28 protein-coding genes and 1 pseudogene are annotated in these 26,096 nt (G+C 69.9%); 7 read left to right on the forward strand and 22 right to left on the reverse strand.

The features are described from left to right. Position 1: 1 nt before the first annotated feature. The 15 genes from nuoL to icd form a co-directional block, all read right to left on the reverse strand. Complete coding sequence (gene nuoL, locus QN152_07035) at positions 2-1,954, reverse strand: NADH-quinone oxidoreductase subunit L (GenBank protein ID MDR7539273.1); 1,953 nt, start codon at positions 1,952-1,954, stop codon at positions 2-4. Beyond that, complete coding sequence (gene nuoK, locus QN152_07040) at positions 1,948-2,259, reverse strand: NADH-quinone oxidoreductase subunit NuoK (protein ID MDR7539274.1); 312 nt, start codon at positions 2,257-2,259, stop codon at positions 1,948-1,950. Before nuoK ends, nuoL begins: the two co-directional genes overlap by 7 nt. A 12-nt stretch (positions 2,260-2,271) precedes the next feature. Beyond that, positions 2,272-2,763 (reverse strand): NADH-quinone oxidoreductase subunit J, encoded by a 492-nt coding sequence (locus tag QN152_07045; GenBank protein MDR7539275.1) that lies wholly within the window; start codon positions 2,761-2,763, stop codon positions 2,272-2,274. 24 nt (positions 2,764-2,787) lie between these two features. Then, the gene (gene nuoH / locus QN152_07050; protein MDR7539276.1) at positions 2,788-3,804 is read right to left on the reverse strand and encodes an NADH-quinone oxidoreductase subunit NuoH; all 1,017 of its coding nucleotides are present in this window, start codon (positions 3,802-3,804) and stop codon (positions 2,788-2,790) included. A gap of 4 nt (positions 3,805-3,808) precedes the next feature. Continuing rightward, positions 3,809-4,180: an NADH-quinone oxidoreductase subunit A gene (locus QN152_07055; GenBank protein MDR7539277.1), complete on the reverse strand. Its 372-nt coding sequence runs from the start codon at positions 4,178-4,180 to the stop codon at positions 3,809-3,811. A gap of 103 nt (positions 4,181-4,283) precedes the next feature. Next, positions 4,284-5,681, reverse strand: a complete 1,398-nt coding sequence (locus QN152_07060; protein MDR7539278.1) for a tryptophanase — start codon at positions 5,679-5,681, stop codon at positions 4,284-4,286. 2 nt (positions 5,682-5,683) lie between these two features. Next, positions 5,684-6,997: a YvcK family protein gene (locus QN152_07065; GenBank protein ID MDR7539279.1), complete on the reverse strand. Its 1,314-nt coding sequence runs from the start codon at positions 6,995-6,997 to the stop codon at positions 5,684-5,686. A gap of 3 nt (positions 6,998-7,000) precedes the next feature. Further along, complete coding sequence (gene rapZ, locus QN152_07070; GenBank protein ID MDR7539280.1) at positions 7,001-7,867, reverse strand: RNase adapter RapZ; 867 nt, start codon at positions 7,865-7,867, stop codon at positions 7,001-7,003. Between the two features lie 76 nt (positions 7,868-7,943). Then, positions 7,944-8,294, reverse strand: coding sequence for a phage holin family protein (locus tag QN152_07075; GenBank protein ID MDR7539281.1), 351 nt, complete (start codon positions 8,292-8,294; stop codon positions 7,944-7,946). Then, a complete protein-coding gene (locus QN152_07080; GenBank protein ID MDR7539282.1) occupies positions 8,291-8,488 on the reverse strand; it encodes a PspC domain-containing protein in 198 nt (65 codons plus the stop codon). The genes QN152_07075 and QN152_07080 overlap by 4 nt, the downstream gene beginning before the upstream one ends. 57 nt (positions 8,489-8,545) lie before the next feature. Further along, positions 8,546-9,418, reverse strand: a complete 873-nt coding sequence (sucD, locus tag QN152_07085) for a succinate--CoA ligase subunit alpha (GenBank protein MDR7539283.1) — start codon at positions 9,416-9,418, stop codon at positions 8,546-8,548. A gap of 4 nt (positions 9,419-9,422) precedes the next feature. Continuing rightward, positions 9,423-10,316: an alkaline phosphatase gene (locus QN152_07090; GenBank protein ID MDR7539284.1), complete on the reverse strand. Its 894-nt coding sequence runs from the start codon at positions 10,314-10,316 to the stop codon at positions 9,423-9,425. Then, the gene (sucC, locus tag QN152_07095) at positions 10,313-11,425 is read right to left on the reverse strand and encodes an ADP-forming succinate--CoA ligase subunit beta (protein ID MDR7539285.1); all 1,113 of its coding nucleotides are present in this window, start codon (positions 11,423-11,425) and stop codon (positions 10,313-10,315) included. The genes QN152_07090 and sucC overlap by 4 nt, the downstream gene beginning before the upstream one ends. A gap of 77 nt (positions 11,426-11,502) precedes the next feature. Beyond that, the gene (gene mdh, locus QN152_07100; GenBank protein MDR7539286.1) at positions 11,503-12,435 is read right to left on the reverse strand and encodes a malate dehydrogenase; all 933 of its coding nucleotides are present in this window, start codon (positions 12,433-12,435) and stop codon (positions 11,503-11,505) included. Positions 12,436-12,450: 15 nt separating this feature from the next. After that, the gene (icd, locus tag QN152_07105) at positions 12,451-13,698 is read right to left on the reverse strand and encodes an isocitrate dehydrogenase (NADP(+)) (GenBank protein ID MDR7539287.1); all 1,248 of its coding nucleotides are present in this window, start codon (positions 13,696-13,698) and stop codon (positions 12,451-12,453) included. Positions 13,699-13,830: 132 nt separating this feature from the next. Here icd and sdhC point away from each other — a divergent pair. The 5 genes and pseudogenes from sdhC to QN152_07130 all read left to right on the forward strand — a co-directional run bounded on the left by sdhC (position 13,831) and on the right by QN152_07130 (position 18,568). Continuing rightward, positions 13,831-14,193 (forward strand): annotated as a pseudogene (sdhC, locus tag QN152_07110) (succinate dehydrogenase, cytochrome b556 subunit). Then, positions 14,190-14,576 (forward strand): succinate dehydrogenase, hydrophobic membrane anchor protein, encoded by a 387-nt coding sequence (gene sdhD, locus QN152_07115; protein ID MDR7539288.1) that lies wholly within the window; start codon positions 14,190-14,192, stop codon positions 14,574-14,576. The pseudogene sdhC and the gene sdhD overlap by 4 nt, the downstream one beginning before the upstream one ends. A 135-nt stretch (positions 14,577-14,711) precedes the next feature. Continuing rightward, on the forward strand, positions 14,712-16,130 hold the full coding sequence (locus QN152_07120) for a class II fumarate hydratase (GenBank protein MDR7539289.1): 1,419 nt from the start codon (positions 14,712-14,714) through the stop codon (positions 16,128-16,130). Positions 16,131-16,145: 15 nt separating this feature from the next. After that, the gene (gene sdhA, locus QN152_07125; GenBank protein ID MDR7539290.1) at positions 16,146-17,873 is read left to right on the forward strand and encodes a succinate dehydrogenase flavoprotein subunit; all 1,728 of its coding nucleotides are present in this window, start codon (positions 16,146-16,148) and stop codon (positions 17,871-17,873) included. Further along, positions 17,873-18,568 (forward strand): succinate dehydrogenase iron-sulfur subunit, encoded by a 696-nt coding sequence (locus QN152_07130; GenBank protein ID MDR7539291.1) that lies wholly within the window; start codon positions 17,873-17,875, stop codon positions 18,566-18,568. The genes sdhA and QN152_07130 overlap by 1 nt, the downstream gene beginning before the upstream one ends. 54 nt (positions 18,569-18,622) lie before the next feature. Here QN152_07130 and QN152_07135 read toward each other — a convergent pair whose 3' ends face one another. The 7 genes from QN152_07135 to QN152_07165 all read right to left on the reverse strand — a co-directional run bounded on the left by QN152_07135 (position 18,623) and on the right by QN152_07165 (position 22,835). Continuing rightward, positions 18,623-18,820, reverse strand: coding sequence for a helix-turn-helix domain-containing protein (locus tag QN152_07135; protein MDR7539292.1), 198 nt, complete (start codon positions 18,818-18,820; stop codon positions 18,623-18,625). A gap of 17 nt (positions 18,821-18,837) precedes the next feature. Then, positions 18,838-19,809, reverse strand: a complete 972-nt coding sequence (locus QN152_07140; protein MDR7539293.1) for an ornithine cyclodeaminase family protein — start codon at positions 19,807-19,809, stop codon at positions 18,838-18,840. A gap of 3 nt (positions 19,810-19,812) precedes the next feature. Next, on the reverse strand, positions 19,813-20,352 hold the full coding sequence (locus tag QN152_07145) for a cob(I)yrinic acid a,c-diamide adenosyltransferase (GenBank protein MDR7539294.1): 540 nt from the start codon (positions 20,350-20,352) through the stop codon (positions 19,813-19,815). 17 nt (positions 20,353-20,369) lie between these two features. Further along, the gene (locus QN152_07150; GenBank protein ID MDR7539295.1) at positions 20,370-21,113 is read right to left on the reverse strand and encodes a metallophosphoesterase family protein; all 744 of its coding nucleotides are present in this window, start codon (positions 21,111-21,113) and stop codon (positions 20,370-20,372) included. 30 nt (positions 21,114-21,143) lie between these two features. Further along, positions 21,144-21,830 carry a hypothetical protein gene (locus QN152_07155; GenBank protein ID MDR7539296.1) on the reverse strand — a complete coding sequence of 229 codons (687 nt, stop codon included), beginning with the start codon at positions 21,828-21,830 and terminating at the stop codon, positions 21,144-21,146. 72 nt (positions 21,831-21,902) lie between these two features. Next, the gene (locus QN152_07160; GenBank protein MDR7539297.1) at positions 21,903-22,388 is read right to left on the reverse strand and encodes a YbaK/EbsC family protein; all 486 of its coding nucleotides are present in this window, start codon (positions 22,386-22,388) and stop codon (positions 21,903-21,905) included. A gap of 39 nt (positions 22,389-22,427) precedes the next feature. Continuing rightward, on the reverse strand, positions 22,428-22,835 hold the full coding sequence (locus tag QN152_07165; protein MDR7539298.1) for a hypothetical protein: 408 nt from the start codon (positions 22,833-22,835) through the stop codon (positions 22,428-22,430). 20 nt (positions 22,836-22,855) lie between these two features. On the opposite strand from QN152_07165, the gene QN152_07170 reads away from it, so the two are divergent. Next, positions 22,856-24,259, forward strand: coding sequence for an FAD-dependent oxidoreductase (locus tag QN152_07170; protein MDR7539299.1), 1,404 nt, complete (start codon positions 22,856-22,858; stop codon positions 24,257-24,259). A gap of 159 nt (positions 24,260-24,418) precedes the next feature. After that, complete coding sequence (locus QN152_07175; protein MDR7539300.1) at positions 24,419-25,993, forward strand: HD-GYP domain-containing protein; 1,575 nt, start codon at positions 24,419-24,421, stop codon at positions 25,991-25,993. Positions 25,994-26,096: the final 103 nt, after the last annotated feature.

Consider the following 26,096-nt stretch of genomic DNA (forward strand, 5'->3'; position numbering starts at 1 on the left):
CTCATCGCACCAGCCCTCCCAGGATGAGAAGGATGACACCGATGGCGATAACCAGCAGGTAGTTCTCGGCGCGCCCCGTCTGCACGGCCCGCAGGGCGCCGCCCAGCGCCTTGGCCACCCAACCGATGAGGTTGACCACCCCGTCCACCACATAGAGGTCGAAGACGCGGTACAGCCGGGTGAGGGCCACCAGGGCCACGCCGATGAGGTTCACCAATCCGTCCACCACGTAGACGTCGAATATCCTTAGCACGCGGGAGGTCCACACCGTGCCGCGCACGACGGTCCACTGGTACACCTCGTCGAAGTAGTACTTCCGCTCCGCCCAGGTGCTGAAGGGTTGAAACGCCCGCCGCACCGCCGCCGGCGAGGTCCAGCGCCAGCGGTAGAGGGCGGCGGCGGCGCCGATCCCGGCCAGGGCCACGGCGGTGGAGACCAGGGCGATCCGCAGGTCGAAGGTCCCCGCCGTCTGTTCCCCGGCGCGGAGGAAGCGGCCGAAGGGGTTCCCCAGGAAGGGCGCGCCCAGGAAGCCGAGCAGCGCGGCGCCGCAGGCCAGGAACCACAGCGGAGCGGTCATCACCCGCGGGCTCTCGTGGGGATGGACAGTTCCGTGGTGGCCTCCGGCCCCGTGGGCCGCCCAGCGCGGTTCGCCCAGGAAGGTGTAGAAGAGCATGCGCATCACGTAGAACGCGGTGACAAACGAGGTGACCGTTCCCAGGTAGAACAGCGGTGGGCTGTGGTGCCAGGCCTCCGTGAGGATCTCGTCCTTGGACCAGAACCCGGCGAAGGGGAAGATCCCGGCCAGAGCCAGGCCGCCCACAAGCATGGTCCAGTAGGTGGACGGCATCACCCGGGCCAGGCCGCCCATCTGCTTCATGTCATTGGTCCCCATGGCGTGGATGACGCTGCCCGCTGCCAGGAAGAGGAGGGCCTTGAAGAAGGCGTGGGTCATCAGGTGGAAGATCCCGGCGGCGTAGCCCAGCACCCCCAGGCCCAGCATCATGTAGCCCAGCTGGCTGATGGTGGAATAGGCCATCACCCGCTTGATGTCGTCCTGCACCACGGCGATGGTGGCGGCCATGAAGGCGCTGATCCCGCCCACCCAGGCCACCACGGTCAGCGCGGTGTGCTCCGGGGTCTGGGCGAAGAGGAGGAAGAGGCGCGCCACCATGTAGACCCCGGCGGCCACCATGGTGGCGGCGTGGATCAGGGCGGAGACAGGGGTGGGCCCCTCCATGGCGTCCGGCAGCCAGACGTGCAGCGGCACCTGTGCCGACTTGCCCACAGCCCCGCCGAAAAGCAGCAGGGCGGCCGCCAGCAGGATGCCCCGGCTCAGGCGGCCGTCCTGCACGGCGGCAAAGGTCTGGTCGAAGCGCAACGTCCCCAGGGTGAAGAAGAGCAGGAGGATCCCGGCGAAGAAGAAGACGTCGCCGACGCGGGTGGTGATGAAGGCCTTCATGGAGGCGCGGGCGGCAGTGGGACGCTCGAACCAGAAGCCGATCAGCAGGTAGGAGCACAGCCCCACCAGCTCCCAGCCCACGTACAGGAACAGGAAGTTGTCGGCCAGGACCAGCAGCAGCATGGAGGCGGCGAAGAGGGAGAGGTAGGCGAAGAAGCGGGGGTAGCGCGGGTCGCCGTGCATGTAGCCCACGGAGTAGATGAAGATGGCCGACCCCACCACGGTGACCACCAACAGCATCACCGCCCCCAGCGCGTCCACCTGAATCCCCAGGGCCAGATGCCGCCCTCCCAGCACCAGCCAGTCCAGGGTGGACCTGGGGAGGGCCCCGCCCAGGACGCGGGAGAAGACGGCCAGCGCCACAACTGCCGAGGTCAGCATGGCGCCGATGGCCACATAGGCGCCCTGCCCCGGCAGCCGCCGGCCGAAGAAGACAATCACCCAGAAGGCCAGGAAGGGCAGCAGGGGGATCAGCCAGGCGAGGAAGGTCACCATTTCAGCAGGTTGATCTCGTCCACGTGCACCGTCTCCAGGTTGCGGTAGACGGCCATGACCAGGGCCAGGCCCACCGCCGCCTCGGTGGCGGCCAGGGTGATGATCACCAGGGCGAAGACGTGCCCGGCCAGCGCCCCCGGGGCCACGTAGCGGTTGAAGGCCACCAGGTTGAGGTTGGCTGCGTTAAGCATCAGCTCGATCCCCATGAGGATGGCCACCGCGTTGCGGCGGGTGAGGATGCCGTAGAGCCCCAGCCCGAACAGCAGGGCACTGACGGCCAGGTAGTGGTTCAGCCCCACCGTCATCGCCCTGGCCCCCTACTGCTCCCGGCGGGCGATGACCAGCGCGCCCACCAGCGAAACCAGCAGCACCACGCTGCTGATCTCGAAGGCCAGGACGAAGGTGGTGAGGAAGGCGCTGCCCACGGCCGACACGTTGGAGCGGGGCAGGGTGCCGGCTGCCAGAGGCCAGGCGGTGCGCAGCAGCAGCGCCAGAAGCGCTGCGGTCAGCGCGGCGGCGGCCAGCGCCCCCACCACCCGCTGCTCGTTGGCCTGGCGCACGGCCGTCCCCGTGCCCCCCTGCGTCAGCATGATCACAAAGAGAATGAGCACGGCGATGGCCCCGGCGTAGATGAGGATCTGGATTCCGGCCACAAACTCAGCCTGCAGCAGTACGAACAGTCCGGTCACCCCCAGGAGGCTGGGGATCAGCGACATGGCAGCGCGCACCAGGTTGGGGCTGGTCACCACGACCACCGCCGGCAGCAGCGTGACCAGGGCCAGGATGGTGAAGGCGGCCAGCTCACCCACGGCTGGCGGCTCCTCCACCCGCCCCTAGACCAGCAGCCATCCCGTCACCAGCACCAGCACGAACCCCAGGGGGACGAGCCCCTTCCAGGAGAGGTGGAGCAGCTGGTCCAGCCGCAGACGCGGGTAGGTCCAGCGCACCCACATGAGGACGAAAACCAGGGCGAACAGCTTGATGAAAAACCACACCACTCCCGGCAGCAGCGGACCGTGCCAGCCGCCCAGGAACAGGACGGTGGTCAGGGCGGCCATGGCGAAGGCCTCGGCGTACTCCCCCAGCTGGAAGAGGGCGAAGCGCATCCCTGTGTACTCCGAGAAGTAGCCGGCGACCAGCTCCGACTCTGCCTCCGGGAGGTCGAAGGGCACCCGGTTCACCTCAGCCGTGGCCGCGGTGAAGAACAGCAGGAAGGCCAGCACCCCGGGAATGAGCAGCCAGCGGTTGCCCGGCAGGCCGAAGATGAACCAGTTGCCGATCCCCAGCCACCCGCCGCGCTGGGCCTCCACGATGCCCACTGTGGATAGCGTCCCCGCCATCATCACCGGCACCAGCACTGCCAGGGCCAGGGGGATCTCGTAGGAGATCATCTGGGAGGCGGAGCGGAAGCCGCCCAGAAGCGCGTACTTGTTGTTGGAGGACCACCCCCCCAGGAGGATGGCGATGACGATGAGCGAGGCCATGGCGATGAAAAACAGCAGGCCGATGTTGATGTCCCGCACCACGATGACCCGGCCAAAGAGCGGGCCGAAGGGAATGATGATCCAGGCCAGCAACCCGGCCACCGCCGCCAGCAGGGGAGCCACGTTGAAGGTGAGGGCGTCGGCGCTGGCGGGGACGATGTTCTCCTTCTGCAGGAGCTTCACCGTGTCGGCCACGGTCTGCAGGATGCCCTGCGGGCCCACATGCTTGGGGCCCAAACGCGACTGGATCCAGCCGCTGATCTTGCGCTCCAGGTAGACTCCCAGCATGGCTCCTACCAGGGCCAGGAAGGTGAAGACGGCGACCGCGGCCAGGATCGCCTTGAGGATCTCCCCAAACCAGCTCATGCGGCTAGACCCATTCCAGGGCGCCCTTGCGCCAGGCGTAGAGCAACCCCATGCCCAGGATGACGATGAAGAGCGCCGCCTCCGTCAGGACGAACCCACCCAGCCGCTGGGTGATAAAGTGGCGGAAGACCACCGCCCAGGGGAAGAGGTAGATCACCTCCACCTCGAAGAGGACGAAGACCAGGGCGAAGAGGTAGTAGCGGATGTTGAACTGCGCCCAGGCCTGGCCGAAGGGGACCACGCCGGACTCATAGGTGAGGTGCTTCTGCGGATACTCCGCGCGCGGGGCCAGCGCCCAGACCAGGGCCAGAGGCAGCCCCGCCAGGACCACTCCCACCACCGCGAACACCGCGACGTACAGCCAGTCCAGCAGCATGCCCGCCTCCGGCCCGGTTGCCGCGCCCATCATACGGGCGGGCATTTGGGCGTGTCAACAAACTGCACTGGATCCGTAGCTGAACCTGGGCACAAACCCGCCCTTACCCCTCAGAATGTGTGGGGATGTCCGCCGGCGCGAAGCGCGCGGTGAAGTGACGCAAGAGCGGCGGTTCGTAGATGAAGCGCAATCCGTGGATCTCCTGGCGGCGCCGCCAGGTCTGCCCCGCCGTCTCCGCCACCAGGCGCATGTGCGACTGCGTGTACACCCGCCGGGGCACCGCCAGGCGAACCAGCTCCAGCCGGGGGAAGCGCTCCTGGCCCGTGGCCGGATCGCGGCCGGCCATGACCGCGCCGATCTCCACGCCGCGCACCCCGCCATCCTCGTAGAGCGCGCAGGCCAGCGCCTGCGCTGGATACTGCGCCCGGGGAATGTGGGGGACGCAGCGCAGCGCGTCGATGAAGACCGCATGCCCGCCCACGGGCTGGAGGATGGGCACTCCCGCCTCCGCCATCCAGTGGCCCAGCGTCTCCACCTGGCCCACGCGCCAGGCCAGGTACTCCTCGTCCACCATCTCCCGAAGCCCCACAGCCATGGCCTCCATGTCCCGGCCGGCCAGCCCACCGTAGGTGGGGAACCCCTCGAAGAGCACCGCCAGGGCGGCCGCCCGCTGGTAGAGCTCGGCGTCGCGCACCGCCAGGAACCCCCCGATGTTCACCAGGGCGTCCTTCTTGCCGCTGAAGGTGCAGCCGTCGGCCAGATCGCACATCTCCCGGACGATGGCAGAGACGGAACGGTGGGCGTACCCGGTCTCCCGCTGCTGGATGAAGTAGGCGTTCTCCGCGATGCGCGCCGCGTCCAGGAAGAGCGGCACCTGGTAGCGGTCGGCCAGCATCCGGGTGGCGCGCAGGTTGGCCAGGGAGACCGGCTGCCCGCCGGCCCCGTTGCAGGTCACCGTCACCAGAATCAGCGCCACCGCCTCCCGCCCCACGTCGGCCATGAGGGCCTCCGCCCGGGACACGTCCAGGTCGCCCTTGAAGGGCGCCAGCAGCGTGGGATCATAGGCTTCTTCCAGCGGCAGGTCGTCAGCGATCCCGCCCCGGTGCTCGATGTGCCCGCGGGTGGTGTCGAAGTGCATGTTGCCGATCACGTGCTGCCCGGGGCGCACCAGCACGGCGAAGAGGAGATGCTCCGCCCCACGCCCCTGGTGCGCCGGCAGGGTATAGGGAAAGCCCAGGACATCCGCCACCGCATCCCGCAGGTGGTAGAAGGACCGGCTTCCGGCGTAGGACTCGTCCCCGGTCATCAGCGCACCCCACTGTCGGTCGCTCATGGCGCCGGTGCCGCTGTCGGTGAGCAGGTCGATGGTGACGTCCTCTGCCCGCAGGAGGAAGAGGTTGTAGCCGACCTCGGCCAGCAGGCGCTGCCGTTCTTCCCGCGTGGTGCGGCGGAGAGGTTCGACCACCTTGATGCGGTAGGGCTCGGCGGGGGGGACGGGCACGGCTACACCCGCGCCCGCGGCGCAGCGGGCACCAGGCGCATCACTGCCGCCGCCAGGCGCGCTGGATCGTGGCGCAGCAGCTCCTCCTCGCTCATCAGTGCCTCCCCCGCCACCTCGATCCCCAGGCCGCGCAGCCGGACCAGGTCGGCCTGTACCGGCAAGGCCCCCTCCTCGACGTAGCGGCGCAGCAGGTGGGCGTTGCGCGGCGCCTGGGTGTTCACCAGCACATGCGTGACCAGACCGGGCCCGGCGACGGCAAGCAACGCGCGCACATGGTCGCTGGCTGTGTACCCGTCGGTCTCGCCGGGCTGGGTCATCACGTTGCATACGTAGAGGCGAGGGGCCGCGGCGCGGCGCACCGCCTCCGCCACCCCGCGCACCAGGAGATTGGGGATGACACTGGTGTAGAGGCTACCCGGGCCGATGACGATCAGGTCGGCCTCGGCGATGGCCGCCAGCACCTCGGGGAGCGCGGGCACCTCCACAGGCTGGAGGAAGACGCGGCGGATGCGCCGCCGGGCCAGGGGGATCTGCGACTCCCCGACCACGATGCTCCCGTCCTCGTACTCCGCGCAGAGGACCACGTCCTGCAGCGTGGCCGGGAGGACGCGGCCCCGGATGTTCAGCACCTTGCTGGTCTCTTTGATGGCCTCCTCCAGGTCGCCGGTCACCCCGGCCAGGCTGGCGATGAAGAGGTTGCCGAAGGCGTGCCCGTCGAAGGCCCCACCGGGGAAACGGTACTGGAAGAGCCGGGTCATCAGCGGCTCCGCCTCCGCCAGGGCCACCAGGCAGTCGCGCAGGTCACCCGGCGGCAGCACCCCCAGGTCGCGGCGCAGCCGGCCGGAGCTGCCTCCGTCGTCGAAGACGGTGACGATGGCGGTGATGTTGGTGGAGTGACGCTTCAGGCCGCGCAGCAGCGTGGACAGCCCGGTGCCCCCGCCCAGGGCCACGATCTTCGGCCCGCGGACCAGCGGCCGCTGCTGCCGCAGCACCTCCACCAGGGTGGGATGGCCCGTGGGGAAGAGGACCCGGTCGACGGACCGCAGGGTGCCGCGCAGCCCCACCAGGACCAGCAGCCCGCCGCCTGCCAGCAGGAGGAGGCCCGCGGCCAGGGAGGCGGAGGTGCCTGAGAGGGGAAGCAGGCGATCCACCAGGTGCAGCAGCAACCACCGCAGGAGGGCCAGCGGGCCCAGCTCAGCGATCAGGGCCATACCCACCCCCGCCAGGAGCACACCCGCAGCCAGCAGCATGGCCCAACGCTTGAGCCCCAGCCCGGGCCGCAGCCAGCGGGCCCACCGCCTGAGCTGTTCCCGCACCGCCTACTCCTTGCGCACGTCGCGGTGGTGCACGCGCACCTTGTATCCGCGGCGGCGCAGGTGAGCGCCGAGCTCATCGGCCAGCACCACGGAGCGGTGCTTGCCGCCCGTGCAGCCCAGAGCGATGGAAAGGTGGCTCTTCCCCTCCTGCACGAACCGGGGCAGCAGGTAGTCCACCATCTCGAAGAGGTGCTGCAGAAACGTGCGGGTCTCGGGCTGCCCCAGGACGTAGGCGCGCACCGGCCGGCTGGCCCCAGGCAGCGGGCGCAGCGCCGGCAGATAGTGCGGGTTGGGCAGGAAGCGCACGTCGAAAACCAGGTCCGCGTCCATGGGGAGGCCGTACTTGTAGCCGAAGGAGATGATGCTGACTTCCAGCGCCCCGGCCCGCTCCCCGCGCACGTAGGTGGCGATGATCTCCTCGCGCAGGTCGTGCACGGTCAGCGCGGAGGTGTCGATGATCTTGTCCGCCCGCTCCTTCACCGCTTCCAGGCGACGTCGCTCCGCGCGGATGCCCTGGAGCACCGTGCGCCCCTGCGCCAGCGGGTGCTTGCGCCGCGTCTCCTTGAAGCGGCGCACCAGCACCTCGTCGGAAGCGTCCAGGAAGAGGATCTGGTGGTCGACGCCCAGCTCCTGCAGCTGGCCCAGGGCTTGGAAGAGGTCGTCGAAGAACTCGCCGCCGCGGATGTCGATGACCACGGCCACCCGCTGCACCTTCCCATCGGAATGCAGGCAGAGGTCGGCGAACTTGGGCAGCAGCGCGGGGGGCAGGTTGTCCACCACGAAGAAGTTCAGGTCCTCAAAGACGCGCATGGCGTAGGACTTGCCGGCGCCGGAGAGGCCGGTGATGATGAGGAAGCGCACACCGTCCACGCCGCGCTTCCCGCCGCGGCGCCGCAGCAGCGCCTGGAGGTCCAGCCCCTCCTGCGGCGCGGCCGCCCGCCGGGCGCTACGGCCGGAGGACGTGACTGAGGACGGTGCTGATGACCGCAATGAGCAGCGCCCCTATGACCGCAGACCAGAATCCGGAGAGCTGGAAGGGCGGGAAGACAGCCCGGACCAGGTAGAGCATCAGGGCATTCACCACCAGGGTGAACAGCCCCAGGCTGAGGATGTTCACCGGGAGCGTCAGCAGCAAGACCACCGGGCGGATGAAGGCGTTGACCACGCCCAGAATCAGGGCAGCGATGATGGTGTTGCCCACCACCGGGTCGGCCACGCGGATGCCCGGGATGACCCGCGTGCTCAGGTAGATGGCCACCCCGTTGAACGCCCAGCGGAGGACGAAGCGGGTGATCACGCCTCCGGCTCCTCGGGGATGATCAGCCAGCAGAGGAGGTAGGCGAAGACGCCGGGGAAGACGCCGGTGAACAGCGTGGTCACCGCCCAGCCCAGGCGGATGAGGGTGGGGTCGAGGTGGAAGTACGCCCCCAGCCCTCCACAGACTCCCGCCAGCATCCGCTCGCGGCGCGACCGGTAGAGCCGTTTGGTCATGTCGCTCAAATTATAGCCCATGGGGACGGCGCGGGGTCGAGCGCCGCCCTTAGGCCATCATCCGGTCAGCCGCCATCGCACCAGCTCCACCACACTGCTGGGCAGCTCCGCCACGGCGACACCAGCCCTGCTCAAGGCCTCCACCTTGGCCGCCGCCGTCCCCTCGCTGCCGGAGATCACGGCGCCGGCGTGCCCCATGCGCTTGCCCGGCGGCGCGGTGCGGCCGGCTATGTAGGCCACCACCGGCTTGGGATACCCGGAGGCGATGAAGCGCGCCGCCGCCTCCTCGGCGCTGCCGCCGATCTCCCCGATGAGCACCACGGCCTCCGTCTGCGCGTCCCGGGCGAACAGCGCCAGCGCCTCCTGGAAACTGACCCCCACAACGGGGTCGCCGCCCAGTCCCACCGCAGTGGACTGCCCGATGCCCGCGCGGGAGAGCGCCGCCACGATCTCGTAGGTCAGGGTCCCGGAGCGGGAGACGACACCCACCGGTCCCTGGCGGAAGAGGTGGTTGGGCATGATGCCCATCTTGCAGCGGCCGGGCGAAGCCACCCCGGGGCAGTTGGGCCCCACCACGTGCACGCCCTGCGTCCGGGCGTAGGCCATCACCAGGACGGCGTCGTGCACGGGAACGTGCTCGGTGATGATGACCACCGGATCGAGCCGGTGGCTGATGGCCTCCAGGGCGGCATCCTTGGCGAAGGGGGCGGGCACGAAGATGCAGGAGGCCGTCGCTCCCGTCTGCGCCACCGCCTCTGCCACGGTGTCGAAGACCGGCACGCCGTGCACCGTGGTCCCGCCCTTCCCCGGCCGCGTCCCCGCCACCACCCGCGTGCCGAACTCCAGCATGCGCTGTGTGTGGAACTCGGCCTGATAGCCGGTGATCCCCTGGACCAGGACCCGGGTGTGCTCGTCGACCAGGATGGGCACCGTCCTACCTCCCCGCAGGGATAGCGGCCAGCGCCTCGCGCACCGGCCGCCCCTGCCACTGCGGCGGCACGGGCAGGTCCAGGGCAGCCAGGGTCGTGGCCGCGGTGTCGTAGATCATGACCTGCTGCGTCAGCTCCACCCCGGCCCGGGCCAGGCCTCCCAGGGCGATCCAGGGGATGGTCACGTCCTCCGGGCGGGCGCTGCCGTGGACCACCCCGTGCCCTCCGTGGTCGGAGGTGAGGAGAACTAGCGTCTGCTCCCAAGCCCCCTCCGCCCGCAGCTGCTCCAGGAATCGCTCCACCAGAAGGGGGACCTCCCCCACCACGGTCAGGTACGGGGCGGACATCCACCCCCGACGGTGGCCGGCGTCGTCCGGGTCAGCGACGTGCACGAAGAGCAGCGCGGGGCGCTCCTGGCGGAAGCGCTGCGCCGCCAGCTCCAACACCGCCGCCTGACGGTAGCGGGGAAAGGCCAGCCACTCCGCCGGCAGGTCTGCGGGGACCAGGAAGCGCAGCTTAGGCTTGGCCAGCAGCACCACCACCCCGCCGCCGGCTGCGCGCACCCGGGTGAAGATGGTGGGCAGCGTCAGCCGGCCCATCTCCGGGGTCCAGTCATTGAAGCGAACCCCGTGCACCTCCGGCCCCACGCCGCTGACCATGGAGGTGTGGGCGGGAAGCGTCAGGCTGGGCAGGACCGTGCGCGCCGACCAGGAGGCCGCAGCCTGCCGGCGCAGCACCTCCGGCCAGACGCCCTGCAGGGCGTCTGCGCGCATGCCGTCGAAGCTGAGGATGACCACGGCGCGCGCCTGCCGGGCCAGCCCCGGGGCCGCCTGCAGTGCTACCAGCAGGAGCAGCAGGAGCGCGGGAATTGTCCGGAAAGGATGCGGGGGCGTCCTCACGACGCCGCCTGGCGGGCCAGCCGCACTGCTTCCCGGGCGGCCTCCTCGGCATCGACGAAGGCATGAATGCCCGCCGCCTCCAGGATCCTCCGGCCCTCCTCCTCGTTGGTTCCGGTCAGGCGCACGGCGACCGGCACCTGAAGGGGGCGGGCGACGATGGCCCGGGCGATGTGGTCGCAGCGGGTGATCCCGCCAAAGATGTTGATGAAGAGCGCCCGCACTCCCGGCTTGCGCAGCGCGATCTCCATGGCGGCGGCCATGTTCTCGGTGGTGGCCCCGCCACCCACGTCCAGGAAGTTGGCCGGTCGCCCACCGAACTGTGCCACCACGTCCAGGGTGGACATGACCAGGCCCGCCCCGTTGCCGATGATGGCCAGATCCCCGTCCAGTTCCACATAGGAGAGATCGGCCTGCCGCGCCGCCCGCTCCAGCTCCGTCTCCTCCTGCGAGGGCGGGCGGTCGGGGTGGCGGAAGGCAGCGCTGTCGTCCAGGATTACCTTGGCGTCCACGGCCAGCAGCCTCCCACCGGCCACCGCCAGCGGGTTGATCTCGGCCAGCTCGGCCTCCTCCTGCACCGCCAGGCGATAGAGGCTGGTGGCGATGGCGGCGAAGGTGGTAAGGAGATCACCGCGCAGGCCGACCGCCGCGGCCAGCTCGCGGGCTAGGAAGGGCTGAAACCCCAGGAACGGATCGATGTGCCGGGTGACGACGGCCCGGGGGGTGGTACGCGCCACCTCCTCAATGTCGATGCCGCCGGCGGCCGAGGCCACAGCCACCAGCTGCCGGGCCTGGCGATCCAGGGTGATGGCCAGGTAGTACTCCCGTTCAATCTCCGCCGCCTCGGCCACCAGCAACTGGCGGACGACCTCGCCCTTGATGGACATCCCCAGGATGTCCCCGGCGTGCTGCCGCGCCTCCGCCGGCGTACTGGCCAGCCTGATCCCTCCCGCCTTGCCCCGCCCTCCCACCAGCACCTGCGCCTTGACTACCACCGGGTAGCGCAGCTCCAGCCCGTCCACCTCCTCGGGGCGGGTGATTACCGCCCCGGGCTGCGTGGGGATGCCGTACCGGGCAAAGAGGGCCTTGGCCTGGTATTCGTGCAGCTTCATCCGCGTTGCCGCCCGCCTTCCTTCTTCCAGGTGCCGGGAACGCCGTACGGCCGTCCTCCGGCCTGCGCGCTTGCGGCTCAGAGCTTGAGGCTGGCCAGCATCTCCCGCACCGCGGCCACCGAGGAGACAAACGCCTGCTGCTCGGCGTCACTCAGGGGTACCTCCAGGATGCGCTCCACCCCGCCGGCACCGACCACCACGGGCACTCCGATGCAGAGGTCGCGCTGCCCGTACTCGCCTTCCAGGTAGACGCAGCAGGGGATCACCCGCTTCAGATCCAGCAGCACCGCCTCTACCATTTCCACTAGCGCCGCCCCCGCAGCAGTGAACCCGCTTTGCTTCATCAGCTCGGTAATCTCGGCGCCTCCCCGCCGCGTGCGCGCCACCACCGCCTGCAGCCGCGCCTCAGGCAGCAGCCGTCCCACCGGGATACCGCGCACGGTGGCCAGGCTGGCCAGGGGGATCATGTCCCGGTCGGTGTGCGCGCCGATGACCAGGGCGTCCACGTCCCGCACGGAGATCCCCAGCTCCATGGCCAGGAAGGTACGGAAGCGGGTAGTGTCCAGCGCGCCGGACTGCCCCAGGACCCGCTGCCGCGGCAGGCCCGACACCTTATAGGCCAGGTAGGTCATGGCATCCAGGGGATTGGTCAGGACGATGAAGACCGCGTCGGGGGAGCGCGACACTACCTGCTCCACCACCTGGCGCAGGATCCCCGCGTTGACGTCGATGAGCTGCTCCCGGGTCATCCCCGGCTTGCGGGGGACGCCGGCGGTGATCACCACCACCGTCGAGCCGGCGGTCTCCTCGTAGTCGCGGGACGTCCCGCTGAGGCGGACATCGAAGCCAGCAATCGGTCCCGCCTGCTGGATGTCCAGCGCCTTCCCCTCGGGCAATCCTTCCACGATGTCGGTGAGGACGATGTCCGCCAGGTTCTTCTGGGCCAGCCAGTGCGCCGTGGCCGTGCCCACGGCCCCGGCACCGATGATGGAAACCTTGGGGCGACTCATCCGCACCCTCCTCTCCTAGGCCATCCGCTCGATCACCGCCGTGGCGAACTCGCTGGTGCGTACCTCCCGCGCACCCGCCGTCAGCCGGGCCAGGTCGTAGGTCATGATCCTCTCCTGGAAGGTCCGCTCCAGACCGCGGGTGATCAGGTCTGCCGCCTCCGACCAGCCCAGGTACTCCAGCATCATCACCCCGGAGAGGGTGAGGGAGCCCGGGTTCACCTTGTCCTGGTTGGCGTACTTGGGCGCGGTGCCGTGGGTGGCCTCGAAGACTGCGTGGAAGTCGCTGAAGTTGCCGCCCGGGGCCATGCCGATGCCCCCCACCTGCGCCGCCACAGCGTCGGAGAGGTAGTCACCGTTGAGGTTGCCGGTGGCGATGATGTCGAAGTGCTCCGGGCGAATGAGCAGGTGCTGGAAGGTGACGTCGGCGATGGTGTCCTGGATGAGGATCTTCCCCGGGGGCACCCGGCCGCCGTGCTCCCGCTCCACCTCCTCCCAGGTGATGGTCTGCGTCGGGAACTCCTCCCGCGCGACCTGATAGCCCCACTCGCGGAAGGCCCCCTCGGTGTACTTCATGATGTTGCCTTTGTGCACCAGGGTCACCGAGCGCCGGTTGTGTTCAATGGCGTAACGGATGGCCTTGCGCACCAGCCGCTTGGAGCCGAAGGGGCTCATGGGTTTCAGGCCTACCCCTGCATCCTCCCGTACCCTCCAGCCGAAGGCCTCGCGGGCGAAGTCGATCAATCGCCGCGCCTCCGGCGAGCCGCTGGGGTGCTCCAGCCCGGCGTAGATGTCCTCGGTGTTCTCTCGGAAGATGACCACGTTCACCTTCTCCGGGTGCCGCACCGGGGAGGGAACGTTGTGAAACCAGCGCACCGGGCGGACGCAGGCGTAGAGGTCCAGGAGCTGGCGCAGGGCCACGTTCAGGCTGCGAAAGCCGCCGCCCACCGGTGTGGTCAGCGGGCCCTTGATGCCCACGACATAGTGCTGGAAGGCGCGCAGGGTGTCCTCCGGCAGCCAGGTGCCAAACTCCCGGTGCGCCTTCACCCCGGCGTAGACCTCAAACCAGACGATGCGCCGGGCGCCGCCGTACGCCTTCTCCACGGCGGCGTCGAAGATCCGCCGCGCCGCCCGCCAGATGTCCGGCCCGGTGCCGTCGCCCTCGATGAAGGGGATAATGGGTCGGGACGGCACCTGCAGGCGGCCGTCGACGATGCGGATGGCCTCCCCATCCCGCGGGGGGGTCAGAGTCTCCAGGGTAAGCATAGGATCCTCCGGCATTCCAGAATCGGGGCCACCCGCCAGAATACCATCTGGGCCGCGCGGCCGACAGCGCCGGGACGGGGGCACGCCCGCGCAACCGGGCAGTGAGAGGGCTGGGGCCGCCGCCCGGCGAATCAAAAATCTATGTACCGCGGCGGTCCCGGGATGCTGGCCTGGGCGTTGCACCGGATCACCGGCCTGGCCGTTCTCTTCTTCCTCCTCCTGCACATCGTCGAGACCTCCCTCCTCACCCTGGGCCCCGCCGCCTACAACTCCACCCTGAACATCTACAAGCAGCTGTGGTTCAAGCCCCTGGAGTTCCTGCTGGTGGCGGCGGTGGTCTACCACGCCCTGAACGGCATTGTCGTCCTCATCCTGGACGCCTGGCCTGCCGCTGCCCGTCACCACCGGTCGATGCTCTGGGTGGGTGCGGCGGCGTATGTGGTGCTGGTCGTGCCCGCGGGATTCCTGATCATGCGGAGGCTCTTGGGCCTGTGATTCCCTCCCGCGCTCTCCGGCCCGGCGGCGGCGCCCCCCTCTACCTCTGGTTCTTCATGCGGGTCTCCGCCGTGGCCATCCTGGGCCTGGTTCTGGGCCACCTCTACATCATGCACGTGCTCGCCGGAACCGACCGCATCGACTTCCAGTTCGTGGCCACGCGGCTGACCGCGCCATTCTGGCGGGTGTACGATCTGGTTCTGCTGGCCTTCGCCCTCAGCCACGGCCTGGTGGGCCTGCGGGGCATCTGCGACGACTACATCCACGCACGGGCATGGCGGGCGCTGGCCGAAGGCGCGATCTGGATCCTGGGGGTGGTCTTCTTCCTCCTGGGAGCCTTCGTCTTGTTCACCTTCCAGCCGGGGGCTGCGGGCGCCGGGTAGGCGCAGCACCGGGCCGCCCGGAGTGACGGCCGGGAGACCTCGCCCGGGCGGCCCCGGGCGGATCGGGCACCGGGCGTGCTACGGTGTCCTGGGAGGAGCGCCCCGGAGGGGGTGGGTCCTCCGGGAGGAGAGAGCATGAAGACGGAAAGTACCGGGCAGCGGATTGAACGGGACACCCTGGGGGAGATGGTCGTCCCCGCGGACGCGTACTACGGTGCCTCCACCGCCCGGGCCGTGCGCAACTTCCCCATCAGCGGGCTGCGCTTCCCCCGTCCCTTCCTCTACGCCCTGGGGATGATCAAGCGGGCTGCCGCCGAGGTAAACATGGAGCTGGGCCTGCTGGAGCGGCGTCTGGGCGAGGCCATCGTCCAGGCGGCGCAGGAGGTGGCGGAGGGGTACCTCGACGCCCACTTCCCCCTGGACATCTTTCAGACGGGGTCGGGGACCTCCACCAACACCAACGCCAACGAGGTCATCGCCAACCGCGCCGCCGAGATCCTCGGGCTTCCCAGGGGGAGCAAGGCCGTGCACCCCAACGACCACGTGAACCTTTGCCAGTCCAGCAACGACGTCATCCCCACGGCGATCCACCTGAGCGTCCTGCAGCAGATGGACCAGGTGCTGCGCCCCGCCCTGCAGACGCTGCAGCGCGCGCTGGCGGCCAAATCCAGGGAGTTCTTCCCCATCGTCAAGACCGGGCGCACCCACCTGATGGACGCCACCCCCATCCGCCTGGGCCAGGAGTTCGAGGGCTACGCCGGGCAGGTGGAGCGGGCGCTGCGGCGCCTGAGCCTGGTGGAGGAGGACCTGCGGGAGGTGCCGCTGGGTGGAACGGCTGTGGGCACCGGTATCAACGCCCACCCCGACTTCGCCCGCCGCGCCTGCGCCCGCATTTCGGAGCTCACCGGGGTGGAGGTGCGGGAGAGCAGCAACCACTTCCAGGCCCAGGCCTGCCTGGACGCTCTGGTCTTCGCCTCCGGAGCGCTGCGCGCCTATGCCACGGCGCTGATGAAGATCGCCAACGACATTCGCTGGATGGGCTCCGGCCCGCGCGCCGGGCTGGCGGAGCTGCAGCTCCCGGCCGTCCAGCCGGGTTCCTCCATCATGCCCGGCAAGGTCAACCCGGTGATCGCCGAGTCGGTGATCCAGGTCTGCGCCCAGGTCCAGGGCAACGACCTGGTGGTGGGCCTGGGGAACCAGTGGGGCAACTTCGAGCTGAACACCATGATGCCGGTGATGGGGCACAACCTCCTGCAGTCCATCGCCCTGCTGGCTGCAGCCTCAGAGAACTTCGCGGCGCAGTGCATCCAGGGTTTGCAGGCCACCTCCCGTGGCCCGGAGCTGGTGGAGCAGGGACTGATGCTGGCCACGGCCCTGGCCCCCGCCATCGGCTACGACCGGGCGGCGGAGATCGCCCAGGAGGCGGCGGCGAGCGGTCGGACCATCCGCCAGGTGGCCCGCGAGCGTGCCGGCCTCAGCGAGGCCGAACTGGACCGGCTGCTGGACGCGGAGAAGATGACCACACCCGGCCTGAGCGGTGGGGGCGGCGGGTGACCGCGGAGGGCGCCGGTGACTGAACACACATTCGACGCGGTCATCGTGGGCGCAGGGGGCGCTGGGTTGCGCGCCGCCCTGGAGCTGGCCGGGCAGCGGGTGGCCGTGGTCAGCAAGCTCTACCCGCCGCGCTCGCACACAGGCACGGCCCAGGGGGGGATAGGCGCCGCCCTGGGCAACCTGGAGGAGGACTACCCGGAGTGGCACACCTTTGACACCGTCAAGGGCGGCGACTACCTGGTGGACCAGGACGCGGCCGAGCTGATGTGCCAGGAAGCGGTGGAGACGGTCTACGAGCTGGAGCACTGGGGGCTGCCCTTCGACCGCACGCCCGACGGGCGCATCGCCCAGCGCCGCTTCGGCGGCCACACCCGCAACTTCGGCGAGGCCCCGGTGCGCCGCGCCTGCCACGCAGCCGACCGCACGGGGCACATGATCCTGCAGACCCTCTACCAGCAGTGCATCAGGCACGATGTCCGCTTCTTCAACGAGTTCCAGATGCTGGACCTTCTGGTGGATGAGGGGACCTGCCGCGGCATCGTCGCCTACGAGACCAGCACCGGGGAGCTGCACACGTTCCACGCCCCGGCGGTGCTGCTGGCCACGGGCGGCTTCGGCCGCCTCTACCGGGTGACCAGCAACGCCCACGCCCTCACCGGCGACGGCGTGGCCATCGCCTGGCGGCGGGGCATCCCCCTCATGGACATGGAGTTTTTCCAGTTCCACCCCACCGGCCTGTACCGCCTGGGCATCCTCCTCTCTGAGGCGGCGCGCGGCGAGGGAGCGGTGCTGCTCAACCGGCACGGCGAACGCTTCATGGAGCGTTACGCCCCCACGCTCAAGGACCTGGCCCCGCGGGACATGATCTCCCGGGTCATGTACCAGGAGATCCGCGCCGGCAACGGCATCGACGGGAAGGACTTCCTGCACCTGGACTTCCGCCACCTGGGGCGCAAGGTCCTGGAGGAGAAGCTGCCCGACATCACCGAGTTTGTGCGCACCTACCTGGGCATCGACCCGGCGGAGCAACCGGTGCCGGTGGTGCCCACGGCGCACTACGCCATGGGAGGTATCCCCACCAACAACGACGGCCAGGTGATTGTGGACGAGCGAGGTACGCCGCTGCGCGGTCTCTACGCAGCCGGGGAGTGCGCCTGCGTCTCCGTGCACGGGGCCAACCGCCTGGGGACCAACTCTCTGGTAGACATCCTGGTCTTCGGCCGCCGCGCCGGAAGGCACATGGCGGCGTACCTGCGCCAGGCCGCCCGGGAGCCTGTGATGGTAAATCCGCACTCCACTGTGGAAGCGCAGCTGCGGGAGTGGCAGGCCCGTAGCCAGGGCGAACCCCCGGCCCGCATCCGCGACGACCTGCAGGCCCTGATGATGGACAAGGTCTCCGTCTTCCGCAGCGGCAGTGGCCTGGCCGAGGCGGCCGAGGGCCTCCGCGCCCTGCGCGAGCGGTATGGGCGGGCCAGGCTGGACGACCGGGGGAGGCGGTTTAATCAGGACCTGCTGGAGGCGATAGAGCTGGGCTTTCTTCTGGACCTGGCCGAGGCCACCGTGGCCGCCGCCCTGCACCGCACCGAGAGCCGCGGCGCCCACTACCGGGAGGACTACCCCCGGCGTGACGACGCCCAGTGGCTGAAGCACATCCTGGTCTACCGCGGGGAGGACGGGCGCATCTCCTTCCGCTACAAGCCGGTGGTGATCACCCGCTTCCCGCCCAAGGAGCGCACCTACTGATGAAGGTCCACTTCCGGATCAGGCGCTTCAATCCCGAGCGCGACCCTCATCCATACTGGGCGGATTACCACATCGAGGCCGACCCCTTCGACCGGGTGCTGGACGGCCTCCACCACATCAAGTGGTACCTGGACGGCAGCCTGGCCCTGCGCCGCTCCTGCGCCCACGGCATCTGCGGCTCGGATGCCATGCTGATCAACGGCCGCAACCGCCTGGCCTGCAAGGTCCTGATCAGGGACGTAGGCCGCCGCATCACCGTGGAACCCCTGCGCGGCCTGCCGGTGATCAAGGACCTGGTGGTGGACATGGAGCCGTTTTTCGCCCAGTACCGCGCGGTTATGCCCTACCTGATCAACCACGACCCTCCGCCGGCCCGGGAGCGGCGGCAGTCCCCGGAGGAGCGGGCGCGCTTCGAGGACACCACCAAGTGCATCCTCTGCGCCGCCTGCACCACCTCCTGCCCCATTTACTGGGCGGACGGGGAGTACGTGGGACCGGCGGCCATTGTCAACGCCCACCGGTTCATCTTCGACAGCCGGGACCAGGCGGCCGCGGAACGGCTGACCATCCTGGCCCAGCGGTCGGGCGTCTTCCGCTGCCGCACGGTATTCAACTGCACCGACGCCTGTCCCCGCGGCATCCAGGTCACCCGGGCGATCCAGGAGGTAAAGCGGGCACTGCTGGGCCGGCTCTAGCCTGGGACGGCCAGGCTCTGCGTGTCGGCGCACCGGCGCAGCCGACGGAGAACACTAGCGCCGAGGCGCCTGCTTCATGGTCTCCAGGAAGGCATCCACGTCCCGCCGCAGCAACCGGTAGACCTTCCCCAGGCGGACGGCGGGCAGCAGCCCCTGGCGGATGTACTTGTAGATCGTGGCCTTGTGCATCTGCAGATATGCCGCCGCCTCCTCCACAGTCAGCACGTCGCGGGGCTGCTGCTCCTCGACCACAGAGACCCCTCTCCCAGTCACAGCTCCAGGTCCCGGCCCACTCCGGCGGCTCGGGCCACCTCCAGGACCCGCTGCGCCGTGACCACGTCCTCCAGGGCCAGGCCCAGATTGATGGTGATGATGCGCGCATCGGGCCGCTCCCGGCCCTTGGCCCGGCCGGCCACGATCTCCCCCAGGTCCACCACCCGGTCGGGGACCCCGCGGAAGTAGCCGTCCAGCCGGTAGAAGTCCAGCTGGGCCACGTCGTCGGAGCACAGGAGGTCGGCGGCGGCGAAGGCGGCCGGGGTCACCGCGGCGTCGAAGTCCAGCGTGCACACCATCGCGCCCGGGCGCAACCAATCCGGCTGGACCACGGGGGCCGGGTGTCGGAGGATCGGTGTGGCCGTGACGATGATCTCCGCCCCGCGCACCGCCTCCTGGGGGCCGCGGCACACCGTCACCCCCACCCCGTGCCGGCTCTGCCCGTAGCGGGCGAACGCCTCCGCCGCCTCCGGGCGGATATCGTAGGCCAGGACCCGGGTCAGGTGCGGCTGCACCACCAGCAAGGCGTCCAGGTTGGCCCGCGCCTGCACGCCACAGCCGAGCACCGCCAGGGTGGCCGCCTCGCGCCGCGCCAGATATCTGGCCGCCACCGCCGTGGCCGCCCCCGTGCGCACCGCTGTGATCCACGTGGCGTCCATCACTGCCAGGGGCAGTCCGGTTGCCGGGTCGTTGAGGATCATCAGCCCGGTGATGTAAGGCAGGCCGCGGGAGGGGTTGTCGGGGTATCCGGCGACCCACTTGACCCCGGCCAGGTCTCGGGAGCGGACGTAGGCGGGCATGGCATGGATGAAGGCGTCGGGGCGGGGGTGGATGCCGGGTTTGGGCGGCATCTCCACCTCCCCGCGCCCCTTGGCCGCAAACGCCGCTTCCAGGTCGGCGATGACGTCGGCCACGGGGATACCCAGCTGCTCGATGTCACTGCGGGAGAGAAAGCGGATCAGCGGCACCGCTCACCCTTCCCCTGGCCACAGGACCTCCCCCACCTCCGCCCGCCGGTTCACCGCGCGCGCCAGGACGAAGAGCAGGTCGGAGAGCCGGTTCAGGTAGCGGACGATCTCCGGGTTGAGGACTTCGCTGCGCGCCAGGGCCACCATGCGGCGCTCCGCGCGGCGGCAGACGGCGCGCGCCAGGTGCAGCAGGGCCCCTGCGGGATGACCGCCGGGGAGGACGAAGGTGGACAGCGACGGCAGCTCCGCGTCCAGGCGGTCGATCTCCCGCTCCAGGGCCAGGACCTGGGCCTCTTCCACCTGCGGCCCGGCCTGGCCCGGCGCGGCCACCTCCGCTCCCAGGACAAACAGGTCCCGCTGGATCCGCTCCACCACCGCCTGCAGCTCCGCGTCCTGCAGAAACGCCCGCGCCGCACCCAGGGTGGAACTCAGCTCGTCCAGCGCGCCGTACGCCTCCACGCGGGGGTGGTTCTTGGGCACGCGGCGGCCGCCGCGCAGCGCCGTTGTGCCCGCATCACCCGTCCGCGTGTAGATCCGCCCCATCGGCTTCCCCGCCCCGCTCACCGCCCCACGCTCAGTCGTTCGGCAAGGATGGGGGGGAGTCCCTCGCCCAGCATCTTTTCCTGCGTCCGCTCCAGCGGGTACTCCAGCCGGACCAGACGCACCACCCCGGCCGCAGTATCCAGGATGGCGTAGGAGGCCCGGGGGTCGCCGTCTCGCGGTTGGCCCACACTGCCCACGTTGATCACGTAGCGCACCCCCGCCTCCAGCCGGACCTCCTCCCCGGCGCGGAACGGTCGCGCTTCCACCTCGTCGTCCACAGCCAGGAAGACGGCGGGGATGTGCGTGTGGCCGATGAAGCAAAGGGCGAACTGGCGCTGGCGGAAACTCTCCCGGGCCGTGGCACCATCCAGCACGTACTCCTCGACGGGGTCGCGGGGGCTGGCGTGCACCGCCAGAAACGGCAGGGCGCCCTCCTGCGACCACTGAGTGGGCAGCGCCTCCAGGTAGCGACGCACCGCCGGATGCAGCACCCGCTGCGTCCAGCGGATGGCCTCCCGCGCGTAAGGGTTGAAGAACGCCACGTCCAGCCGGCCGACCGCCGCCCAGTCGTGGTTGCCGGCCACGTGCCGCCCCTGCAGCAGCGGTGAGAGCCGTTCGACGCACTCGTTGGGGTTGGGTCCGTAGCCGACGAAGTCGCCCAGGCAGACCACGTGCTGGCACTGGCGGTGACGGATGTCGGCCAGCACCACCTCCAGCGCCTCCAGGTTGGCGTGCACGTCGGAGACGATGGCGACGCGCATCAGGACGTGGCCGTGACGCGCCCCACCGGCCTACCCGGCGGGCTGGCGCCCCAGGGTGGGATGACGGTCCCGCAGCACCCTGACGCCGACGAAGACCAGGGCGGCAAGTCCGGCGAAGAAGAGGTTCCCCAGGGCAGGGCCCAGCGCCGCCTGGCCCCGCTCCGCCAGCGCCAGTACCGTCTGCGCGGCGGTCGCCAGGAGCAGTCCCCAGAAGAGCCATCCCCGGGGGAGGCACCAGGCAACGAACGCAGTGGTCGCCGCGTGGGCCAGGATGGGAAAGACCTTCAGTACCACGACGAGCAGCGTCAACGCCGGGGTGCTCAGGGCCAGCCGGGATACCTCCAGGGCAAAGGCCACCAGTTGATGCGCCACGAAAAAGCCAAATCCGGTGCCGGCTGCCGCGCCCCAGGCGAACCAGTCGCGCGTGGAGATCCCCGCCACCAGCCCCAGCACCAGCACGGGCGCGAACTTGAAGGCCTCCGCCAGCAACGCCCGACCAGCCACGCTGACCACCAGACCCGCGCCCACCTGGGGGATCCCCAGGTCATAGGTCAGCGGGTCCCACACCGACCGGCCGGCCCACTGGGCGATGTACGCGGCCAGGTAACCCAGCGCCACCAGGACCCAGAAGGAGCTCTGGCGGAAGGCACGGGGGGCGAGGAGGAAGAGAGCGAGGAGAGCCTGGGCCGCGGCGATGGGCACGGCGAGTAGTTGCATGCAGACTCCTAGTAGGAGAGGCTCCACTCATTGTAGTGGAGCCTCTTCCCCAGGGTCAATTTGCCAGCGGAATCACGGTGCCGGCACCGAGGGTGAGGCGGCGTAGTCCCCCACCTGCGGCTTCTCCAGGCGCTCGAAGTCGGCGTAGGCCACGCGCATGGTCTCACGGTGCGTGCCGGCGCGGAAGACGATCTCCGGATCCCTGGTCAGCGTCCGGTCCACGTGCACCGGGACGCCGTAGAGCGACCCGAAGGGAGGCATCGCCCCCACCTCGCAGTCGGTGAAGATCCGACCGAACTCCTCCTCCCGGGCCAACCGCACCTCCCTGGCTCCCAGCGCCCGCTGCACCTTGTCCAGGGCCACACGGTGGGGCGCGGGCAACACCACCAGCAAGAGCTTCCCGTCGGCGAAGACCGCCACCGTTTTGGCCATGGCGTAGCCGCTGACGTGCTCGACCGCGGCCACCTCCTGCGCTGTGTAGACCTCGGGATGCGTGGTCACGGTATACTTCACGCCCTGGTCGCGGAAGAGCTGCTCCAGACGCTCTCGGCAGGTCATCTCCGCCTCCCCCCTATCCCGCTGTATTCGGCCAGACCGCTATGGACTCCCCAGCCCGGTCATCCAGGTCCGCATGATCAGCGCGGCCTGCGTCAGGCAGAGCAGGGCCAGTACCCGGGACTCGTTGAAGGCCTGCGGCGCCAGGCGTCGGCGAAGGAACCCACCCGGGCGCAGCCCGTACTGCGTCACCGCTGCCGTCGCCACCAGCCCCGCGTAGAGCAGGTGCAGGCCCCGGCGGGGCGGGACGCCCCCAAGGACAAGGAGCAGGCCCGTTCCCGCCTGCACCGCCAGGATGGCAAGCAATAGCAGGAGGATGGCCCAGAAGATAGGCGACAGGCTGCGCCGGGCCCGCAGCCCGCTGATCCCGGCCCACGCCGCCAGCACCAGGTTCCCCGCCGCAGGCACCCACACCAGCACCCCCGCACCGTGGAGGTCGTTCGGGCTCATCTGCGCATGCCCATGGTAGCATGTATGACGTGCGTCGCCTCTGGCCCCCCTTCCTGCTGGCCGCCCTGGTCTTTAGCGCCCGGCCGCTGCCGGCCGCCCCTCCCCGCACTATCGCCGTGGACGTCCTGGTCGTCGGCAGCACCCCCGCCGGCATCGCCGCCGCAGCGGCTGCGGCGCGGGCCGGCGCCCGCGTGCACCTGGTGGAAGCCCTGCCCAAGATGGGCGGGGTGATCACCTGGGCCTGGCTGACCACCTGGGACATGAACCTCACCCCCGACGGCGCCCACCTGACCCGGGGCATCTTCTGGGAGTACTACCGGGCGCTGGGGTTGAGCTTCGACCTGGAGGAAGCCGTGAACAAGCTCACCTGGCACATCTACCGCGAGCGGCTGGTGGGCTCCACGACCAACGCGCCGCTGGTGCGGGTGCTGAGCGAGCAGAGACGCCTGGTCGGCGCGGAGTTCGACGACCGGGACTGGCAGCGCCCGCTGACGGTCCGCGCGCGGCAGGTCATCGACGCCACCGACGACGCCGACCTGGCCGCAGCCGCCGGCGTCTCCTACGTGCTGGGGCGCCCCGGGCCGGGAGGTGTCCCCTGGATGCAGGCGGCCGGCCTGATCTTCCGCGTCACCGGCGTGCAGTGGCAGGAGCTGGCAGCCGATCTGCTGCGGAGAAAAGGCGCGGGAGCCGAACCGGCCGCCTGGGGCATCAACGGGCGGGCAGCCTGGGGCTACCAGCCGATGATGAAGCGCTACAGGCCCACCCAGCCGGAAACGATGGTGCTGGGGTTGAATCTGGCGCTGCAGCGTGACGGCAGTGTGCTGATCAACAGCCTGCAGATCTTCGGGGTGAACGGCGTCGACCCGGCGTCGGTGGAAGCGGGCATGGCCAGGGGACGGACGGAGCTGCCGCCGCTGGTGGCGTTCCTCCGGGAGACGATTCCCGGTTTCGCCCAGGCCCAGCTCGGAGGGCATGCGCCCATGCTTTACATCCGCGAGACCCGGCACATCCGGGGGATGTACACCCTGGAGGTGGAAGACATCTTCGCCAACCGGGACTTTCCCGACCGCATCGCAGTGGCTTCCTATCCCATCGACATTCACCCCTACGTCCCAGGGTGGGTCAGTCCATACGCGCCGGTGCGCCACGTCTACACCATCCCGTTGCGGGCCCTGGTGCCCGTGGAGGTGGACAACCTGCTGGTCGCTTCCCGTGCCTTCTCCGCCACCTCCGAGGCCGCGGGGTCGGCGCGGGTGGTGCCTACCACCATGGCCCTGGGCCAGGCCGCCGGGGTAACCGCCGCCGTATGCGCTCGGCGCGGGTGCACCCCCCGCGAGGTGGTCGGGTCTCCCGGTCTGCTGGCGGAGGTCCAGCGCACGCTGCGCGCGCAGGGCGCCACCATCGGGGGAGAGGGCACCCCCTGACGGCGCCTGCCCGCCGCAGGCACCGCCCTCCAAGACCGCACGCCCTGACGGCCACGCCTGCCTTCAGCTACGCAGCCCGCCACCCTCCGCCGGCGGGTAGCCCTGCTCCGTCTATACCGACGGCGGTCTGGGCAGTATGTAAAGGGAATTGTTCAGGTGATGCTGAGGATTTCCTCGCCTGCGGGAGCGCGACTCTCCGACCTGGTCAGCCTGATCCTGCTGACCACACCGGTAGCGGCCTTGGTGCTACTGCTGCGCAATCCGACCCTCGACCCGCAGGTGCAGGTCCCCGGCTTCCACTTCGCCATCGTCACCCTCACCGCGCTGTGTGGCATCTGGCTCGCCGCCCTGATCCTGCGCGCCGCCGACCGCCTGGGCGACCCGCGCACCTTCTTCCTCGGGCTCTCCTTCCTGGCGGTGGCTGGGTTCTTCTTCATCCACGGGCTGCTGACCCCAGGGGTGGTCGTGCACTACGTCAGCACGGGTATCGGCTGGGCGCCGCCGCTGGGCCTACTGCTGGGGGCGACGTTCCTGGCGCTGTCCAGCGAGCGGCCGAGGCCGGGGCGACAGTCGCGCTGGTTCCGCAGGCGGCGGCAGATTCTGCTGGGGCTTCTGCTGGCGTGGGCCGGGTTCCTGGCGCTGGCGGTAACGCGCCCGGGACTGCTGGCCAACCACCCTACCTCCCTTTCCGCATACACGGCCGCGCGGGCGCAGAAGGTGCCGGTGCCAGGCTACGTCGCCATGCCGACGACCACCAGATTCATGCCCCACAGCGGCGCTCCGGCGAGGGCATCGACCGCCTTCCCCTGGATCTCCATGTCCATCCTCGGCATCTCCGCCGGGCTCTACCTGCTGACCGCCTGGCGCTACGCCGGTAACTACCGCCTGACCCGGACGCCGCAGCAGGCCACGGTGGTGGCCGGTGTGATCATGCTGACGGAGAGCCAGCTCTCGTTCTTCTTCGCCTCCACCTGGCGGATCAGCTGGTGGGAGTATCACATACTGGTGCTGCTGGGATTCGGCACGATCCTCTACGGGCTCCTCACCGGGTACCGGCAGCAGGGCGGGGTGACGGCGACGCTCACCAGCCTGATGCTCGACGGCTCGGTCCAGGCCCTGGAGCGCAGCTACAGTGAGGTCCTCACCGCTCTGGTCGCCGCCGTGGAGACCCGCGACCCCTACACCAAGGGGCACTCCCAGAAGGTGGCGCGGATTGCCACGCAGATCGGTGAGGCCATGGGCCTTCCCCCCGAGGCGCTGCGTGTCCTCTACCAGGCGGGCCTGTTGCACGATGTGGGAAAGATCGGGATCCCCGACGCCATCCTGAGTAAACCCGGCCGCCTCAGCCCCGAGGAGTACCGGCTGGTCAGAACCCACCCCTTCCTCTCAGAGGACATAGTCGGCCGCATCACTTCCCTGCGCCCGACGCTGGGAGCCATCCGCTGGCACCACGAGCGCCTGGACGGCTCCGGCTACCCGGAGGGGCTGCGCGGCGAGCGCATTCCCCTGGAAGCCCGCATCCTGGCCGTCGCCGACGTCTACGACGCCATGACGTCCGGCCGGTCGTACCGCGAAGCCTGGTCTGAGGCTGCCGTGCTGGCCTACCTCCGCCAGGAGGCCGGCCGGCTCTTCGACCCCCGCTGCGTGGCGGCGCTGCACCGGGTGCTGCATCGGCGGAAGGAGATGGGGCCGGCTGCCGCCCCGGCGGAGGCCGCGGTCGCAGGTCACAGCTAGCCTGCCCCAGAAATTCGCACGCAAATTTCTGGCCCCGGAGGTGCCATGCGAGATTTCCGGGACGTGCTGCCAGCTGGGAAGCCCGGCGCCCTCCAGCCGCCGG

This window comes from Armatimonadota bacterium (genome assembly GCA_031459715.1).
In the GTDB taxonomy this organism is placed as follows: Bacteria; Sysuimicrobiota; Sysuimicrobiia; order Sysuimicrobiales; family Humicultoraceae; genus Humicultor; species Humicultor tengchongensis.